This window comes from Sphingomonas sp. BE138, assembly GCF_031456125.1.
Classification (GTDB): Bacteria; Pseudomonadota; Alphaproteobacteria; order Sphingomonadales; family Sphingomonadaceae; genus Sphingomonas.
The window spans coordinates 1-15435 of the sequence record NZ_JAVDUC010000036.1; the positions used below are offsets into that span (position 1 = coordinate 1).

Genomic DNA, 15435 nt, shown 5'->3' on the forward strand with positions numbered 1-15435 from the left:
GGCGGCGCCTCAGCGGGGGCAGCGCTGCGCTGCTTGGGAGGCTACACGCTGCCCCCGCTGCCACGAGGCGTGTCGCACTTCGGCTTGAAACCGCAAACCTTGCCGGACGCGGCGTCTGCGTGCTGCTCGACGATCTGCTCTGGCTGGAGGCGCTGTTGCTCGGGCGCGGGCGCGTCGCGGGCTATCTGCACCGCGAGAAGCTCCCGAAGGTCGAGATGAAGCCGCCGTATGTCGCGGCCGCCCCGGACGGTCCGCTTGGCCGCTTCGAGCCCGAGTTTGCGATCGGGCCGTCATGGTCGCACGATCCCGGCCCCGACTATGACGCGATCGATCATCCTCGCAAACGCGACCGGCCGGCGTAAGGCTCAAGCCCGTCCGGCAAAAGAGAAGCGGCCCCGGCGATGAACCGGGGCCGCTTCGTCTATGTCGGGGGGGTGCCGCTTCAACGGCGCTCGCAGGCGAGACGTTCCCCGCGCCGCCATTTTCCCGGATCGATCCATGATCCGTCGTGCGCGCCGCGGCGGTTCGCCTGCGCCTCGGTGTAGGCCGCGACATAGCGGGTGGCGCGAGCGGGATCGTGCCGGAGGTATCTGGTCACCGGCACCGCCCACCCTTGCGCGATCATCCGTTCGCCGAGGTCCACACCATCGACGGTGACGATCGCGACGGGCCGTCCGTAGCTGGCGGCACCGGTCAGCCGGATCGTCGCCTTCGCCGAGCGCAGCAGTCGCGCGGCCGCATCCTGCGCGAGCTTGCCGCACGGATAGCAGCCGTCCGGCCCCTGGCAGAGCTGCTTGCGCTCGAACGCGTCGGCGCCCGACAGGCGGAAGTCGAGGCTTACGGTATCGCCGTCGATCGCCCGGGCCTTGCCGGCGATGGCCGCGTCACCCTCTTCGGCGGGGCTGGCGGCACCGCAGGCGGTCAGCGCGAGCGCGGCCAGGACGATGACGCGCCTCATGCGTAGCGCAGTTCGATTTCGACGTTGGGACCGTCGACGAGCGTGGGTACGACGCGGAAGGGCTGCCGCGGATCGCCGGTCCGCACGATCGAGACGTGGCGGGCGCCGGCCTCGAAGAGGCGGGCGGCGACCGCCTGGGCATGCGCGCGACTGCACAGGCGCGAGCGTTTGGCGCTGAGGCCGGTATCCTCGGGGCAAGACATGGCGTGATCCTGGGCTGGAGAGGTGCGGCGATCAACCGAACACCGTTTTGTGGACGCGGGTCTGGGTTGGAGGCGGCACGACCGTCCAGGCCATGTCGCACAGGTTGGTAATCCGGTAAGAGGGATAACCGGATCCAGGTTTCGCGAGCGCGATTCTGCGGCCGCGCTTGTGGACGATGAAGTCGGTGCCCTCATGGCCGTCGGTGAAACGGATCGCGGCAGGCAGGCGGATGTGCATGCCGTGTTCGAGCGGCTGGGCGGCGCGGCGCGAGAGCCGGTCGAGGCAGCGACGGCGCCAGTCGAGCGCGGATGGATCGTCGGTGTCGCCGAGGAGCGCCAGGATGCGCTCCGGACATTCGGCCTCGTTCGGACCCATATGTTCCGTCATATCCTTGTATGCGAACACGAATCCGTCCCTGGCGCGCGGGTTCCAGCTGACCAGGCAGACGATCGCGAAGGCGGGCTCATCGACGCCGTCGACGGTCCGGATCGCGGCCGCATACCAGACCTTGTTGCGCAGGCATGAGGACGCGAGAACGCGCAAGGCACCGCCCTTCCCCGCCTCGTCATGGCGATCGTAGGTGAATTGCGCGTCGAGATACGCCTTGGGCGTCTCATAGGGGGTCATCGACGACAGCGGCATGCTGAGCCAGCCCATAAGCGGGGTCCTTTCGGTCGGTGAGTTTTGGGGTCGGGTGTCACCCGGCGAGGCGCTGCGGCTCCCGGGCGGGCGGGGTCAGGCGCAACTCGCGGCGCAGGCGTTCGGCGAAGCGTTCAGGCGCGAGGAGGTCGCGGACCGAGGCGAAGCGGCGCACGTCGCCGATCGTATCGCAGCGGCCGTCGACCTTGCGGTAGATCACCTCGTTGTCGGGGCCGAGCGGGCCGAGCGAGAGCTGGACGAGCACTTCCTCGCCGTGCAGCGTGATCTCGCCGGACTGCGAGATATGGCTGCGATTGGAATGGACGCGGTAGCGATCCTGCGCCAGCCCGAGCGCGGCGGCGAGGCGGTGCATCGCCTTGCGACCGTCGGCATGAAACAGATCCTTGGCGGCGGCATCGTAGCCGACCCCGCGGATGGCGAGCGTGAGAAGCGCGGGGAACCGCTCCAGCTCTGCGATGGCCTCGGCGCAGCGGCGTCGCAGGATGGTGTCGTCGGTGCCGGCGCCCGCAAGATGACCGAGGTGGCGCGCGAGAAGCAGCACACCGGCATCGGCCGCGAACGGCACGCCGGCGTTGCGGCAGTCGTCGAGCGCGCTGGTGAGCGCGTGAAGCGCTGCGGTGATGGTGGTGAGCGCGCTCGGATCGAGCGCCTGCTGGTGGCGCAAGGCGACGTCGTAGGGCATCGTGGTATCTCCCGAGCGCATCCACGCGCCCGGACCCTCCCCTCCCCCTCTTCTCCCTCGCCGATCGGCCTTGCGCCGATGTCACGGACCGGCGCGAAAGCTGCCCGAGCCCGACCGGAACGCACCGACGATGGTGCCGCCATCCTAGTGACCCGACAGGATGCCGGCTCGCGGCACGCTCTCGACCGGGTAGCGGCGGGCAGCGAGGAGACGCGCGCGCCGCGTGTCGCGGTCAACCGGCTGTCCGGTCAGGAAATGCGGGGCGAAGCGAAGCGCGATCATGGCATGATCCTGTCGTGGCGGCACCGCCCTGTCATGCGGCTCAGAGCATCAGGCCAACCGCGTCGTCGGAACGTTCGGCCGCATCGTATCCGCGCTGGAAGGCGCGGGCGAGCCGGCTGCCCGGGCGGTGGCAGCAGCCGGTATTGCCCATGACGAAGGCGCGCCATCCGGCTTTCTCGGCCTCCCATTCGGCATCGATCGCCGCCGGGCCGAGCAGCGTCATGAGGTCCAGCGCGATCATCCCGCCGGCTCCTGACGGGCAGCGGCGATCATCAGCGAGACCGCCTCGTCGATCGCGGCGTCATCGCCGTTGACGATGCGGATGCCGGGGGAGCGTCTTTGCACCGATGCCGCGACGACCGCCGCGGATCGGCCCTTCAACGCATAGGCATGGACCTCACCGCCGTCGATGACGATGAGGCGCGTGGCGCACTGCCGGCGCAGCCGCTTCGTCTCCTCGATCCGGGTGATGAGGTCGCCGACCTCGAACTCGAGACAATGCGCCCGCACGCTGTCGCCGATCCGGGAGGGTTCGCGGGTTGCGGCGAGCCAGGCATCGACCTCGGCGGTCGTGACGCTGCCGGTGGCATGGAAGTCGTCCGCGGCGCCGTGGCCACGGTTTGATGCGAGGAAGGCGCGGCTTCCATCGATCCAGATCTCGGCGGTGTAGCAGGTCGTCTCCTGCGACAGCGCGGGTACGACCTTCAGCTTGCGCAGTTCGATGTGCATGGGCGGGTGCTCCGTGGAGGGTAGCGGTCATGCCGCGAGCGCTTCGGGTTCGGCTGCGGCGGTGTCGGCGCCGGCCTGCTCCTTCAGCCAGGCGAAGGCCTGCTCGGCTTTCGAGGCGGCCTTGATGATCGCGCTCGCGTCCGACTTCAGGATGCGCAGCCAATGGTCGATGTAGCTGGCATGATTGTCGTGCAGCTCGCCGGGCAGACCGAGGTCGGCGCAGACGAGGCACTGGCCGATCGAGGCGACAAGCTCCTCGAACGCATACGCCTGGTCGCCGAACTTGCGGCCGAACTCGCGGTTGAGCCGGCTCGGCGCTCCCGAATAATGGATGTATTCGTGGCCCAGCGTGCTGGCGTAATGGTCGTCCGACCGGAACGCGCCACGCCGCGGCATCTGGATGTAGTCGCCGATCGGCGAGAAGAACGCCTGGTCGCCGCCATGCCGCACGGTTGCGGGCAGCGCGCCGAAGAAGGCGTCGATCGCGGCGCGGTGGACGCTCTCGATGCGCGGCTCGGCCGGCGCCGCGACCGGGTAATAATATGCCGGCAGGCCGTCGATCTGCTCGACGTTGAAAACCGTGTACGAGCGGATGAAACGGATATTCCTTTGCGTTTCCTCGCCGGTAATCCGATTGGCATCGGTCTTCGAGAAACTGGAGAAATAGACGCTGGGGGAGCCGTGCTCGCCGCGGCGGACCTGGCCCCCGAGTTCCTCGGCCTGCCGGTAGGTCATCCAGGTACGTGCGGAATATCCCGCGGCATCGCCGATCGCCCACAGGAAGAGGTTGTTGATGCCGGTGTAGGGCGTGCCGCAATGGCGCAGCGGTCGGCCTCCGGCACCGGTCAGCCCCCAGGGGCGGGACCATGGCAGGACGCCGGCTTCAAGCTTGGAGACGATCAGGTCGGTGATCTCGCGCGCGACGTCGCGGCGCGGCTGGTCGGTCTTGCGACGGAAGGTCATGGCGGGTGGCTCCCCGATCGGGCGCGAGCCGGCCGGCACGCGTCCCGGTGTGAAGGAAAAAGCGGCCGCTCACCGGATGGGAGCGGCCGCCAGGTTGCGCCCGGGAGACGGACGGGCGGGGGTTATTCGGCCGCGACCAGCGCGGCATCCTCGTCGTTGGCCGCGTCATCCTCACCGCCTTCGATGCCGGCCCCATCGTCGAGGTCGCCATCGAGGTCGGCGTCATCGGCGTCGGGGTCGCCACCCCCGTCGAGGTCGCCCTCATCGCCCAGGTCGCCGTCGAGATCGTCGTCCTCAACCTCGACCTCCTCGATATCCCCGGCCGCGCTCACGTCGAAGCGCATCGCGTCGGGGACCCAGGCGAGCGCGGCTTCCTTGATCTCGGCCTCGGTGATCGCCTCGCCGGCGAACAGCTTCTCGCAACTGGTCGAGATCTCGCCCTTCTTGGAGCCGACATAGCGCGCGGCGAGCACCGGCCCGCCGACCTCGGTGAGGAGCGCGAGCAGCGTCCCCTTCGACACGCGGTCGAAGAAGTTCGCCGCGGTCGGACGCCACCATTGCGCAGGCCGGACGTCCATGATCGATGCAAGCCGGACATGGAGCGGGTTCGTCTTCACCGAGCTGTAGTCGGGCTTCGCCTGGAGCGATCCGGCGACCATCACCGCCAGCCATGCCGCCTTGGCATCGTCGTCGAGCGCGCGGAACGCGTCGAACCGTTCGACCACGCGCGCCGGTTCCGTCCAGCTGCTGTCGAGCGCTTCGCGCGCCTCGGCGAGCGCGATCTGCGCCTGCGTGGCGGGCTGGTCCTTGGGCATCTGCGGATCGTCGGGACGCCGCGCGCCGATCGTGGTGCCGTAGGTGACGTAGCCGCGCGCCTGGTCGACGGTCGCGAACAGCATGTAATCGAGCGCGAGTGCCGGATCGCCGAGGATCGAGGCGGCCAGGATGTCGCGGCGCTGGACCGCGAGCTCGTCGTGGAGACGCGCGCTGAGCGGCTTGCCTCCGGGGGCGACCGCCTCGGGCGGGAGGGAGCCTGCGTCCTTCGCCGACCGGCCAGGCACGACCGGACCGTCGCCATCGCCCACGCGGAGCGGCGTTTCGCTGTAGTAGGTGGTCTCCAGCGTCAGCGTGCCGTCGCGGCCGAGCATCAGGAAGGTGCCGACCTGCCCCTTGATCTCGTCGGAAAGGACCGGCGGCTTGCTGTTGAGAGCCTCGTATTCCGAGCGGAGGGTGTCGTATTCCTCCTCGAGCGTGGCATAGGCGTCGTCCTCGATGCCCTCGTCGGCCATCGTTTCCTCGAGCGCCTCGCACCGCTCGACGATCGCGTCGGAGCGTGCCGCCTCTTCCTCGGTGAGCGGGGCGGGCTGGAGCGGCACGCGGTGGAGGTCCGCGGTCGCACCGTAGAGGCTGCTCGACGCGATCGGCCGGATCCAGGCAAGACCCTGTTCCTCGCCCAGGCGCTTCGCCTCGGCTTCCATGATCGTGGCGGCGAGGCTCTGCGCCAGCTCGGGGTCCGACCAGCGGTCGCCGTCCTCGCTGAACAGTTCGCGCTCGATCCTGCCGCCCGCGGCGACATAGGCTTGCGCCCCGACGAGGATCGCGACGGGATCGCTCGACTTCATCGTGTCGTTGGCGATCGCGCGGCGGATCTGGTCGGCGTTGACGTAGCTCGACTGACCGTAGGCCTCGAACACCCGCTGCTGCTTGGCGGTATCCTCGGTCGAGCCGTAGGCCTTCGCCATCTCGTAGGAGATGCGCCCTTCGGCGAGCGCGGTGAAGATCGGCTCGGCAAGGTTGGCGAGCCGCAGCCGGCCCTCGATGAAGCGACGGGTCTGACCGAACCGCTTGGCAACCGCGTCGATGTCGCCGTCGGTTTTCAGGAAATGCTGAAATGCGACGCATTCCTCGGCGACGGTCATCGGCTCGCGCTGGAAGTTCTCGGTCAGCGATACCTCGCGCAGGTCTGCCTCGTCGCCGCTGACGATCTTGACCGGCACGTCATAGCCGGTGGCATCGATCGTGCCCGCTTCGGCGAGCATCATGGCGCCAAGATAGCGGCGGTCGCCGGCGATGATCTCGAACATGCCGCGTGGCTTGGATGGCGTCACGAGCAGGTTCTGCATGATGCCGCGCGCCTCGATGCTGGCAGCCATCGCCTCGATGTTGCGTGGCGGGCTGGTGCGGACATTCTTCTCGGAGCGCTTCAGCTTCGCGAGTTTGACGGTCTGGGTCATGCGTCGTCTCCATGAGCGTAAGAAATGCCCGGCCGGCTGCGTTACGCCGCACCCCGGACCGGACATCCTCCCGATCCTTCTCCCCTTCCTTGGCCCCCGGAAGCTCGGGGGATCGCGCCAAGGCGCGGGATGGTGGACGCGGACGCCGGATCGGGCATGCTGGCCTTGCGGGCTGAAGGAGGGCGGTGATGGGGAGCAACGGCAGGGCGGCGACAGGCAGCGCCGCGACCGCGCGGCCGTCATTGCGGCTGGTCGCGGCGCTGCTCGTCGCCCAGCAGGTCGTGCTGACGCTGGTTCACTATGCGGCAGCGCCGGCGCTCGGCTTGGTGCCGGGTTCGGCACGGGCGATCTCCCTGACGATCATTGGCGGGGCGATCGTCATCGGCCTAGCGGTCGCGGCCGACCTGCGCCGGCCGGGACGCGGGCCGGCTGTGCTGTTGAGGTGGCCGCGACGTGGCCGGGTGACGGTCGTGGTCATCGTGCTGGCGATGGTGATCGCGCAACTGCCGCTCCTCTACCTGGCGGCAACGGGGCGAACCGTGTGGCAGTCAGGCGGCGACGCCGACGTCATGGTCGGCGAGGCGCTGCGCGGCCCGTCAGGCGCCCTATGGCTGGTGATCGCGACCGTGTTCATCGCACCGGTCATCGAAGAGGTGCTCTACCGCGGCTATCTTGTCGGCAGTCTGATCGACCGTCTGCCTGCTGTCGTAACGGTGCTCGTCTCGGCGGTGCTGTTCGTAACGCTGCATGCGGAGGCGTCGAACCTGGTTGCAGCCTTCTGTCTCGGCATCGCCACGGCGATCTGTGCGGTTCTCACGCGCTCGATCGTGCCCGGGCTGATCGTCCATGTCGCCGGCAATGCGTTCGGGATGTGGTATGCCAGCCTGGTGTGACGGGCGTCCCGAAACTCCGTCGTCATAACGCTGTTTCGGGAAAAGGCATTCGGGAACATATTTCGGGAATGCCTTGCCCTCTGACTAGTTAACCTGCTCGTAGAAGGTGGTGGGATCTCGCTCGACTTTCCCAATCGGGAATGTCGGGGGCGAGCCTTGGCTGGGGAGGCGTTGTAACCCATCTCCGTCCCGCTTCGTAAGCGCTCCCAAAGGGGAGATTTATGACGACTAGCTACGTTCCGAACGACGCCACCACCATCGCTGCGTTGCGATGGTCGATCGTCATCGTTTTCGCATTATTCGGCATCGCCAAGTTCGCGGCATATGAGGCCGAGGGCGTGGCAAAGATCGCAAGCCACTATCCGCTCTTTAGCTGGATGTATCCGATCTGGGGCGAGCGTGGCGCAAGCAACGTCATCGGTACTATCGAGTTGCTGACAGGAGCAATGATCGCGCTCGGCGCTCGCTATCCGTTCGCAAGCCTCGCCGGCGGTGCGATGGGCGTATTCACCTTTTGCGTCACGCTCAGCTTCTCATTGGGTGCGCCCGCGTTCTGGCAGGCGGGATACGGCGCTCCGTTTCTCGGGTCGACCGGCCAGTTCCTGATGAAGGACGCCGTGCTGCTGGCAGCCTGTTACGCACTCGCGGTCGACGGACAACGCCGAATGCCGCGCGGCGACTGACGCACGCGGTCACCAGCGCAGGAGCCTTGGACCCATCAGCGCTCCTACGCTGGCGGCGAGGGCAATTCCTAGTGTGTACCAGGTAAGCACGAAGATGGCCGATACCTCGGGGCAGTGAAGGCAGTAGATCGTCGCCGCCCATCCCCCGGCGCTCAGTCCCGCTGCAGCACCGGCGGCCCTGAAGTGTGTCGGCGCGAGACGCCGGAACGACCACAGCAATCCGGCGAAGATCGGGATCGACAGGGTCAGGACGTGCCACGGACAGCTCCGCCAGCTTTGGCCCAGCCACATCGCCAGCCAGTCGCCAGAGGGCGTCGAGGCGAGTTCGACCACCCCGACGCCTGCCAGGAGGAGCGCCGGCACCGCCAGCAGCCATAGGCCGCGCGGGACGCTCGCGTCCGGACGAGCCAGCTTCACCGCCGTGGACATCGCCACCATCGCGATCGACAGGGTGTAGGCGGCCTTGATCCAGAAGGACGATCCTTGCATCGCCGCATCCAGATCGGGGCGAACGCCGATCGTGGCGCCCATGTAGAGAGCCGCAAGGACGCATCCGGTCGCGATCCCGATGGCGATGCGCCGCGCGACGGCGTTAGGCGGCACACGCGCTACGTCGCGGCTGAGCTGTCGGATCAACTGTTCGGTGCTCTCAGTGCTCATTGCCGTCACCCTTTCAGCCGGGCGGCGAGCGCACGAAGGCCGCGATGCACGGAAATCTTGACGTCGGACTCCCCGATCCCGGCTCGGGTAGCGGCCTCCGCGATGCTTTGTCCGTCGATATGCGTGTCCCGAATGGCTCGCGACTGCTTGGGCGGCAGCGTGCCCAGCAGACGGGCGACATCGATCCGGGCATTCGCGGATGCTTCGAAACCCTCCGTCACCAGCATTGCCTCCACGTCCTCGATCGGGATGTGCCGGCGCTGTCGGCGCAGGTGATCGATCATGCGATAGCGTGCGATGGCATAGAGCCACGCCGTGAAGGGGCGGCCGCGATCCCAGGTCGCCCGGCGGCCATGCACGGCGATCAAGGTTTCCTGCACCAGGTCATCCACTTCGTTGCTGCCGGCGAGCCGCCGGCGATAAAAACGTTCCAGCAGCGGGACGAGCGCGCGCAGTAGCGCAGCGTGAGCGGCAGCGTCGCCATCCAGCCCCCCGATCATCAATGCCTTGAGCTGATCTTCGCTTTGCCCCATCTACACCCCGCAACGCCGCGTCGATCAGTATCGAGCGGGATATTGCGAATGATCAAGGGGCATAGCGTCCAAGCATAGTCCGGAACGACCAGCGTTCGTCACCGGCACCTGTTCGTCGTCCATGCAGTCCTACCCTCCAACGCGCCGGTGCACGGACTACGCGGGAGCGCGGCGTTTGGTTACAACGGCATCTTTTCATTCATGTGCCGTGTAACCGGCTTCCTGGTTGTCCCGTAGTGACAGGAACCATCAAGGGAGGTCACCGATGCGTTCCATGTTTCTGTCCGTCGCCGTCATCGCCGCGCCCATCACGATCGCGGCGCCCGCCCATGCGGCACCGACCGTCAAACCGTTCAATCAGGCCGCGTTCGATGCAGCGCAGAAGGCGGGCAAGCCGATCCTTGTCTGGGTCCATGCCCCGTGGTGCCCGGTATGCCGTCAGCAGGCAAAGACGATCGAGCGTGTCATCGCCGAACCCGCCTATCGCGACATGCAGGTCTTCCGGATCGACTATGACACGCAGAAGCCGCTTTGGCAGAAGTTCGGCGCGACGATGCAGTCGACCCTGATCGGCTTTCGCGGCAAGCGCGAAACCGGCCGCATCGCTCACGAGACCAACGATGCCAAGGTATCCGCGGTGATCCGCGGCGCGCTGGCCTGATCCTCTAATGGCCTCGGCGTTGAACCCCGCGCTCGCCTATGTGGCGGGCGCGCTCACCATCCTGTCGCCGTGCGTGCTGCCGCTGGTACCGATCGTCCTGTCGTCGGCGGCGCAGCGTCACCGCTTCGCGCCCGTGGCACTTGCGGCGGGACTGGTGCTGGCGTTCACCGCGACCGGCTTCGTCGTCGCCGCGTTCGGGCAGGCGCTCGGGATCGATACGCTTGTCGTCCGGAACGCCGGCGCGATCATCCTGTGCCTGGTGGGCATCGTCCTGCTGATACCTCGCCTTCAGGACGGGCTTTCACGGATCGCCACGCCTGCCGCAGCCTGGGCGAGCCGACAGCAAAGCGCACTCGACGACCGCGCCGGGTTGTGGGGTCAAGCGCTGATCGGGGCATTGCTCGGCATCGTCTGGGCACCCTGTGTCGGCCCCACGCTCGGCGCGGCGGTGGCGCTGGCGGCGGAAGGGAAGGATCTGGGCGAAGTAGCGCTGGTGATGGCGGCCTTCGGACTAGGTATCTCCACCGTGCTGCTGGTCATCGCCTTTGCCGCTCGCGGCGCGCTCGCCCGCTGGCGGGGGCGGATGATGGCAGCGGGCGGTCGCGGCAAGATCGTGCTTGGAGGACTGCTGTTAATCGTCGGCATTTTCATCCTGACAGGGGTGGATCGCCAACTCGAAGCCTTCCTACTCGATCATCTGCCCGACCGGGTAACCGAATGGTCGACCGCCTTTTAACATTCGTACTCTCCCACCGAGGCACTCTGCATGACGCACAACATCCTCTCCCTGCTGTCCCTGTTAGCGCTGGCCGGCTGCGGGCAGGCGCCCGCCGGAGCTGCCGCACAGCCCCGCCCGGTCAAACCACTCGTCGTCGGGACGCCCGCCGCGCCTGTGGTGGTCGAACTGTTCCAAAGCCAAGGCTGCTCGTCCTGCCCGCCTGCCAACGCCAACGTGAACGCCATTGCGGATGCGCCGGGCGTGCTCGCCTTATCCTTCGCCGTGACCTACTGGGATCGGCTCGGCTGGAAGGACACTTTCGGCTCCCCCGCCTGGACCGCGCGGCAATGGGACTATGCGCGTGCCGCTGGTCGCCCACAGGTGGCGACACCGCAGGTGATCATCAACGGCGGGCCCACTATCGTTGGCAGCAATCGTGCCCAGCTCGAAGCGGCTATACAGCGCGCCGGCCCTGCGCGTGGCGGTCCTGCCATATCGGTGCGCAATGGAGCCCTGACTCTGGCTGCCGGCAAAGACGTTCCATCGACGATCTGGCTGGTCCGCTACGATCCGCGGACGGTCGAGGTGCCGATCCGCGCCGGAGAGAATGGGGGGCGGACGCTCCCCCACCGCAATATCGTGCGGGAATTGGTAAAGCTGGGCAATTGGTCCGGCGCGGTGACGGAGTTGCCGCTGCCCAGCGCACCCCGCGGGCTGAGCTCCGCCGTTCTGGTGCAGCAGGGTACGGGCGGGCCGATCACCGCAGCGCGCAAGCTGTAAGCCGTTGGCGGTGCCGTCCGCGGCTGGGGATCGGCCGAGTTAGCGAGGCTGCACATCGGCCGACGATATTTCATCGGCCGTGTAACTCCGGCCGGTCAGCGATCGAAGTTGGGATTATGATGATGGGAATTTTCCACTCCATGCGCTCGACACGCCGGACCGGCGCTTGGGCAGACCACCCGGATGCAGGCCCCGGGTTACAAAACCCTCGCGACTATCGGCACGAAGCCGATGGTGTGCGGTACCGAGGAGGCTGCAGATGATCGAGCCGCTATCGACTTCAGCCACCGAGACCCGCGAGCGTGCAGAGCACGGCGGCGAACTGGTGTACCGGCATCGATTGCCGACAAGGCTTTGGCATTGGACCAATGCGGTGGCGATCATCGTCCTGCTAATGAGCGGGTTGATGATCTCGAACGCCCACCCGCACCTTTATTGGGGTGAGTATGGCGCGAATTTCGATCAGCCGTGGTGGTCTCCGCCGCGCTTTCCGGGCTGGGCAACAATCCCCTCAACATACAATCTGGCGCTTGCTCGCCACTGGCATCTGTTCTTCGCTTGGATTCTCGCGTTTGGCCTGCTTGCTCATCTGGTCATCAGTCTGGTCAACCGGCACATCCAGCGTGACCTGACGCTACGGCGCAGCGAACTTGCTCCTTCCCACCTCTGGCAAGACGTGAAGGATCATGCGCGCCTAAAATTCCCCACTGGTCAAGAAGCGCTCCGGTATAACGTCCTACAGAAGATCGCGTATATTTCGATCGTATTCGTCGTTATCCCGCTGCTGATCCTGACCGGGCTGAGCTTGTCTCCCGGATTCAACGCAGTCATGCACTGGCCGCTCGATCTTTTGGGCGGTCGCTCGTCGGCCCGCTCTCTGCATTTCATTTGCGCTGGTATCATAGCTGCGTTCATCGTCGTTCACCTGACTTTGGTGCTACTGGCGGGTCCGATCAACGAGGTCCGTTCGATGTTGACCGGCTGGTTCCGAGTGCCACCCGATCCCGACAAACATATCGCCAAGCTCAAGCGGACCTTGGACACGCAATGACAACGATTCTCACACGCCGCGCTCTTGTCGGCAGCCTTGCAGCCGGCGCCGGCACGATACTCTCAGGCTGCGACCGTCTAGGGCAAAATGAGCAATTTCGCGCGCTCCTCGCATCCGGCGAGCGGGGCAACTATGCCTTTCAGAGGCTATTGCAGGACCGGACGGCGCTAGCTGAGGAGTTCGCTCCTTCGCAGCGCTCGCCCGTTTTTCGAGCGAATGGCACCCGGATGCCGGGCGGAACCGATTATGCACGGCATCTTGCCGTCAACTTCAACGATTGGCGGCTGGTGGTCGACGGCGCTGTCGCTAACCCGCAAGCCTTTTCGCTCGACCAGATCAGGGCGATGCCGACCCGAACCCAGATCACACGTCATGACTGCGTGGAGGGCTGGAGCGCGATCGCGAAATGGCACGGTGTGCCCCTAAAGCTGTTGCTGGATCGCGCAGGTGTCAGTCCGCAAGCCCGTTTTATCGTGTTTCATTGTGCCGACCCACAGACCAACGGGACCATGTACTATGAATCGATCGACCGGATCGACGCCGTTCATCCGCAGACGATCCTGGCTTGGGGGATCAACGACCAGCTGCTTCCGGTCCAGAACGGCGCGCCGTTACGTCTCAGGGTAGAGCGGCAGCTCGGCTATAAACACGCGAAATATGTCCAGCGGATCGAGGCGGTCCCAAGCCTTGCCGGCATCTATGGCGGCAAGGGTGGGTATTGGGAGGATGCTGCAGGATATGAGTGGTACGCAGGACTCTGAGAGATCGCGATCACACGATAAATTTCTATGCTGGCGGTGGTTTGGACGTTGAACGTGTCCGACATTCCGCCAGCGAAAGCTGACATTCCCGTTTCACCATCGTTGTGGGACGCTTGGATGTTCAGCCGATGATATGCGCGAGGATGTCGCCGGCGCGATCTACCGGCACGAAGACGCGGGTCTTGTAGGCGATGATCTCGGTGAAGCAGCCAAGCGACTTCAGCCAGGCGAGGCGGTCGGCCGGTGCGCCCGCAATTTCGATCCTCGGGCTGGCGTTGACGCGCGAGCGCCTGATCTCGCAGGCGAACGGCTGCTGGATCGGGATCACGCTGCCGCTCTCGACGGCGGTGACGATCTCGGTCGCAGAGAGGGTGCGTCGATCCGAGATGCCGAGCTTGCCGAACAGCTGGTGGAGGTCGCCGGGGAAGACGATGCGGCCGAGCCACGAGCGCCCTTCGGCGTCGACCACGCGGCTGACGGCGAGATGCGTCGCGGGCAGAGCCGACCAGATCGGCAGCAGGAGGCCGGTTGCGAGCCGGACGGTCTCGGTGTCGACGGTCTGCCGCGCTTCCTCGGCCTCGATCTCCCAAGCCGCGGCGAAGGCGTCGCGCGAACATTCCTCCCAGGCGGTCTCGTAGAGGTCGTCGGCGGCAAGATATTCACGCCTCGTCGGTCGCATCAGCTCGATGCGCGGCACGGGCGCGCCGTCCTCGGTCATGCCGGCGCGCGCGGCGGTGCGAAGCGCGACCTTGCCGGACTTGCCGTTCCTCACGAACACCGCGCTCGTGTCGGTGTCGGCGATGCGCAGGACACGCTCGAGCGATACGGGGTGACGACGCCGGGTGACTATGAGCGTGAGCAGGTGCGAGGTCGCGCCGCTGACCGGATCGGTGCGAAGGAGCGTGTCGTCGAGGACGGTCGCGGTCTCGACCTGCATCGTCTCGACCCCGACATCGAGCGTTCCCGCCTCGCGCGCTGCCGCGACGCGGGTTTCGACCAGCGCCAGGAACTCGTCGAAGATGAGGTTCTGCAATCCGATCGGCAGTGCCAGCAGCCGGTTGAGCCAGCGCTGGATGGGGGGCAGGTCCTCCTTGAGGACGCCGTCGCTGTCGAGCAGCTCGAGCCCGGTGCGGTGCTGGAAGTCGTCGAGGTTGGTGCTCCTGAGCTTGCCGGCCTTGAGGAGGTGATACCAGGAGATCAGCGCTGCCCTGGCATAGTCGCTTTCGAGATTGTCGGCCGGGTCGAACAGGTTCTGCCCGCCGGTCTGGCGCTGGCCGCGGGTCAATGCGCCGAGGCTGTCGAGGCGGCGCGCGATGGTCGAGGTGAAACGCAGCTCGCCCTTGCAGTCGGTGGTGACGGGGCGAAACAGCGGCGAGCAGGCCTGGTGGGTGCGATGCGTGCGCCCCAGCCCCTGGATCGCGCGATCGGCGCGCCAGCCCGGTTCGAGCAGCAGGTGGACGCGTTGCTCCTGGTTCACCGCGTCGAGGCTCGCATGGTAGGACCGGCCGGTGCCACCCGCATCCGAGAAGACGAGGATGCGCTTGGTCCCGGCCATGAAAGCCGCGGCGTCCGCCTGCGTCGCGCGGCCTGAGCGGGTCTCGAGTTTCTGCGAACCGCCGGTGCCGGGCACGAGTCGCTTGGTGCGGCCCGTCACCTCGGCGACGTGATCATGTCCGAAGTGGGCGAGCACACCGTCGAGTACCGCCGCGATCGGAGGCAGAGCACATAGCTGCTCGATGAGGGCGTCGCGTGCCGCCTCGGCTTCGGGGTTGGTGACGGGATGGCCGCCATCGTCGAACATCGGCCGCGAGCGCACTTCGCCGGTATCGTCGCGATAGTCGCGCATCTGCTGGACCGGGAAGGCGCGGGAGAGGTAGTCGATGACCGCTTCTTTGCAGTCGCAGTTTATGTCGAGCGTGGCGGCGGGAGGCGCAGGTTTCCTTCGGTTTTCCATGAATTCACTCCAGATAATTACAGTTCCTT

Annotated in this window: 19 protein-coding genes and 1 pseudogene; 8 read left to right on the forward strand and 12 right to left on the reverse strand. The window is 66.6% G+C overall.

Annotated elements, in window-relative coordinates; all coding sequences use genetic code 11:
* A pseudogene (locus tag J2Y58_RS19670) lies at positions 1 to 362 on the forward strand (hypothetical protein); the annotation flags it as partial.
* A gap of 80 nt (positions 363 to 442) precedes the next feature.
* On the opposite strand, the gene J2Y58_RS19675 reads toward J2Y58_RS19670, so the two are convergent.
* The 9 genes from J2Y58_RS19675 to J2Y58_RS19715 form a co-directional block, all read right to left on the reverse strand.
* Entirely contained in the window at positions 443 to 958 is a 516-nt protein-coding gene (locus J2Y58_RS19675) for a thermonuclease family protein (RefSeq protein ID WP_310107003.1), read from the reverse strand.
* Complete coding sequence (locus J2Y58_RS19680; protein ID WP_310107004.1) at positions 955 to 1161, reverse strand: hypothetical protein; 207 nt, start codon at positions 1159 to 1161, stop codon at positions 955 to 957. The genes J2Y58_RS19675 and J2Y58_RS19680 overlap by 4 nt, the downstream gene beginning before the upstream one ends.
* Positions 1162 to 1192: 31 nt before the next feature.
* Positions 1193 to 1819 carry a DUF6927 domain-containing protein gene (locus J2Y58_RS19685; RefSeq protein WP_310107006.1) on the reverse strand — a complete coding sequence of 209 codons (627 nt, stop codon included), beginning with the start codon at positions 1817 to 1819 and terminating at the stop codon, positions 1193 to 1195.
* Positions 1820 to 1859: 40 nt separating this feature from the next.
* The gene (locus tag J2Y58_RS19690) at positions 1860 to 2504 is read right to left on the reverse strand and encodes a hypothetical protein (protein ID WP_310107007.1); all 645 of its coding nucleotides are present in this window, start codon (positions 2502 to 2504) and stop codon (positions 1860 to 1862) included.
* Between the two features lie 144 nt (positions 2505 to 2648).
* Positions 2649 to 2786 (reverse strand): hypothetical protein, encoded by a 138-nt coding sequence (locus J2Y58_RS19695; RefSeq protein ID WP_310107009.1) that lies wholly within the window; start codon positions 2784 to 2786, stop codon positions 2649 to 2651.
* A gap of 40 nt (positions 2787 to 2826) precedes the next feature.
* Positions 2827 to 3027 carry a hypothetical protein gene (locus J2Y58_RS19700; protein WP_310107010.1) on the reverse strand — a complete coding sequence of 67 codons (201 nt, stop codon included), beginning with the start codon at positions 3025 to 3027 and terminating at the stop codon, positions 2827 to 2829.
* Positions 3024 to 3515 (reverse strand): hypothetical protein, encoded by a 492-nt coding sequence (locus tag J2Y58_RS19705; protein WP_310107012.1) that lies wholly within the window; start codon positions 3513 to 3515, stop codon positions 3024 to 3026. The genes J2Y58_RS19700 and J2Y58_RS19705 overlap by 4 nt, the downstream gene beginning before the upstream one ends.
* A gap of 27 nt (positions 3516 to 3542) precedes the next feature.
* On the reverse strand, positions 3543 to 4478 hold the full coding sequence (locus tag J2Y58_RS19710; RefSeq protein WP_310107013.1) for a zincin-like metallopeptidase domain-containing protein: 936 nt from the start codon (positions 4476 to 4478) through the stop codon (positions 3543 to 3545).
* A 122-nt stretch (positions 4479 to 4600) separates the two neighbouring features.
* Positions 4601 to 6712 (reverse strand): ParB/RepB/Spo0J family partition protein, encoded by a 2112-nt coding sequence (locus J2Y58_RS19715; protein ID WP_310107015.1) that lies wholly within the window; start codon positions 6710 to 6712, stop codon positions 4601 to 4603.
* Between the two features lie 188 nt (positions 6713 to 6900).
* Between J2Y58_RS19715 and J2Y58_RS19720 the strand changes: the two genes are divergently transcribed.
* Positions 6901 to 7605, forward strand: a complete 705-nt coding sequence (locus J2Y58_RS19720; protein ID WP_310107016.1) for a type II CAAX endopeptidase family protein — start codon at positions 6901 to 6903, stop codon at positions 7603 to 7605.
* 221 nt (positions 7606 to 7826) lie between these two features.
* Positions 7827 to 8288 (forward strand): YkgB family protein, encoded by a 462-nt coding sequence (locus J2Y58_RS19725; RefSeq protein ID WP_066760141.1) that lies wholly within the window; start codon positions 7827 to 7829, stop codon positions 8286 to 8288.
* A 9-nt stretch (positions 8289 to 8297) separates the two neighbouring features.
* On the opposite strand, the gene J2Y58_RS19730 is transcribed toward J2Y58_RS19725, so the two are convergent.
* Together J2Y58_RS19730 and J2Y58_RS19735 are read right to left on the reverse strand one after the other, a co-directional pair.
* Positions 8298 to 8948, reverse strand: coding sequence for a DUF1109 domain-containing protein (locus tag J2Y58_RS19730; RefSeq protein WP_066760187.1), 651 nt, complete (start codon positions 8946 to 8948; stop codon positions 8298 to 8300).
* Between the two features lie 5 nt (positions 8949 to 8953).
* Complete coding sequence (locus tag J2Y58_RS19735) at positions 8954 to 9481, reverse strand: sigma-70 family RNA polymerase sigma factor (RefSeq protein ID WP_066760140.1); 528 nt, start codon at positions 9479 to 9481, stop codon at positions 8954 to 8956.
* A 265-nt stretch (positions 9482 to 9746) separates the two neighbouring features.
* On the opposite strand from J2Y58_RS19735, the gene J2Y58_RS19740 reads away from it, so the two are divergent.
* The 5 genes from J2Y58_RS19740 to J2Y58_RS19760 all read left to right on the forward strand — a co-directional run bounded on the left by J2Y58_RS19740 (position 9747) and on the right by J2Y58_RS19760 (position 13452).
* Entirely contained in the window at positions 9747 to 10142 is a 396-nt protein-coding gene (locus J2Y58_RS19740; RefSeq protein ID WP_082731213.1) for a thioredoxin family protein, read from the forward strand.
* Positions 10143 to 10149: 7 nt separating this feature from the next.
* A complete protein-coding gene (locus J2Y58_RS19745; protein WP_066760139.1) occupies positions 10150 to 10878 on the forward strand; it encodes a cytochrome c biogenesis CcdA family protein in 729 nt (242 codons plus the stop codon).
* 30 nt (positions 10879 to 10908) lie between these two features.
* Positions 10909 to 11640 carry a thioredoxin family protein gene (locus J2Y58_RS19750; protein WP_066760138.1) on the forward strand — a complete coding sequence of 244 codons (732 nt, stop codon included), beginning with the start codon at positions 10909 to 10911 and terminating at the stop codon, positions 11638 to 11640.
* Positions 11641 to 11899: 259 nt separating this feature from the next.
* Entirely contained in the window at positions 11900 to 12691 is a 792-nt protein-coding gene (locus J2Y58_RS19755; RefSeq protein WP_066760136.1) for a cytochrome b/b6 domain-containing protein, read from the forward strand.
* Positions 12688 to 13452 (forward strand): molybdopterin-dependent oxidoreductase, encoded by a 765-nt coding sequence (locus tag J2Y58_RS19760; protein ID WP_066760134.1) that lies wholly within the window; start codon positions 12688 to 12690, stop codon positions 13450 to 13452. The genes J2Y58_RS19755 and J2Y58_RS19760 overlap by 4 nt, the downstream gene beginning before the upstream one ends.
* 121 nt (positions 13453 to 13573) lie before the next feature.
* On the opposite strand, the gene J2Y58_RS19765 is transcribed toward J2Y58_RS19760, so the two are convergent.
* Positions 13574 to 15406 (reverse strand): strawberry notch C-terminal domain-containing protein, encoded by a 1833-nt coding sequence (locus J2Y58_RS19765; protein ID WP_405053145.1) that lies wholly within the window; start codon positions 15404 to 15406, stop codon positions 13574 to 13576.
* Positions 15407 to 15435 lie beyond the last annotated feature (29 nt).

Excerpts from the sequence above, each read along its gene's own strand:
- J2Y58_RS19690 (WP_310107007.1), bottom strand. The coding sequence starts at position 2,504 with ATGCCCTACGACGTCGCCTTGCGCCACCAGCAGGCGCTCGATCCGAGC.
- J2Y58_RS19745 (WP_066760139.1), top strand. The coding sequence starts at position 10,150 with ATGGCCTCGGCGTTGAACCCCGCGCTCGCCTATGTGGCGGGCGCGCTC.
- J2Y58_RS19735 (WP_066760140.1), bottom strand. The coding sequence starts at position 9,481 with ATGGGGCAAAGCGAAGATCAGCTCAAGGCATTGATGATCGGGGGGCTG.
- J2Y58_RS19675 (WP_310107003.1), bottom strand. The coding sequence starts at position 958 with ATGAGGCGCGTCATCGTCCTGGCCGCGCTCGCGCTGACCGCCTGCGGT.
- J2Y58_RS19710 (WP_310107013.1), bottom strand. The coding sequence starts at position 4,478 with ATGACCTTCCGTCGCAAGACCGACCAGCCGCGCCGCGACGTCGCGCGC.
- J2Y58_RS19720 (WP_310107016.1), top strand. The coding sequence starts at position 6,901 with ATGGGGAGCAACGGCAGGGCGGCGACAGGCAGCGCCGCGACCGCGCGG.
- J2Y58_RS19680 (WP_310107004.1), bottom strand. The coding sequence starts at position 1,161 with ATGTCTTGCCCCGAGGATACCGGCCTCAGCGCCAAACGCTCGCGCCTG.
- J2Y58_RS19765 (WP_405053145.1), bottom strand. The coding sequence starts at position 15,406 with ATGGAAAACCGAAGGAAACCTGCGCCTCCCGCCGCCACGCTCGACATA.
- J2Y58_RS19740 (WP_082731213.1), top strand. The coding sequence starts at position 9,747 with ATGCGTTCCATGTTTCTGTCCGTCGCCGTCATCGCCGCGCCCATCACG.
- J2Y58_RS19750 (WP_066760138.1), top strand. The coding sequence starts at position 10,909 with ATGACGCACAACATCCTCTCCCTGCTGTCCCTGTTAGCGCTGGCCGGC.
- J2Y58_RS19755 (WP_066760136.1), top strand. The coding sequence starts at position 11,900 with ATGATCGAGCCGCTATCGACTTCAGCCACCGAGACCCGCGAGCGTGCA.
- J2Y58_RS19705 (WP_310107012.1), bottom strand. The coding sequence starts at position 3,515 with ATGCACATCGAACTGCGCAAGCTGAAGGTCGTACCCGCGCTGTCGCAG.
- J2Y58_RS19685 (WP_310107006.1), bottom strand. The coding sequence starts at position 1,819 with ATGGGCTGGCTCAGCATGCCGCTGTCGTCGATGACCCCCTATGAGACG.
- J2Y58_RS19730 (WP_066760187.1), bottom strand. The coding sequence starts at position 8,948 with ATGAGCACTGAGAGCACCGAACAGTTGATCCGACAGCTCAGCCGCGAC.
- J2Y58_RS19715 (WP_310107015.1), bottom strand. The coding sequence starts at position 6,712 with ATGACCCAGACCGTCAAACTCGCGAAGCTGAAGCGCTCCGAGAAGAAT.
- J2Y58_RS19725 (WP_066760141.1), top strand. The coding sequence starts at position 7,827 with ATGACGACTAGCTACGTTCCGAACGACGCCACCACCATCGCTGCGTTG.
- J2Y58_RS19695 (WP_310107009.1), bottom strand. The coding sequence starts at position 2,786 with ATGATCGCGCTTCGCTTCGCCCCGCATTTCCTGACCGGACAGCCGGTT.
- J2Y58_RS19760 (WP_066760134.1), top strand. The coding sequence starts at position 12,688 with ATGACAACGATTCTCACACGCCGCGCTCTTGTCGGCAGCCTTGCAGCC.
- J2Y58_RS19700 (WP_310107010.1), bottom strand. The coding sequence starts at position 3,027 with ATGATCGCGCTGGACCTCATGACGCTGCTCGGCCCGGCGGCGATCGAT.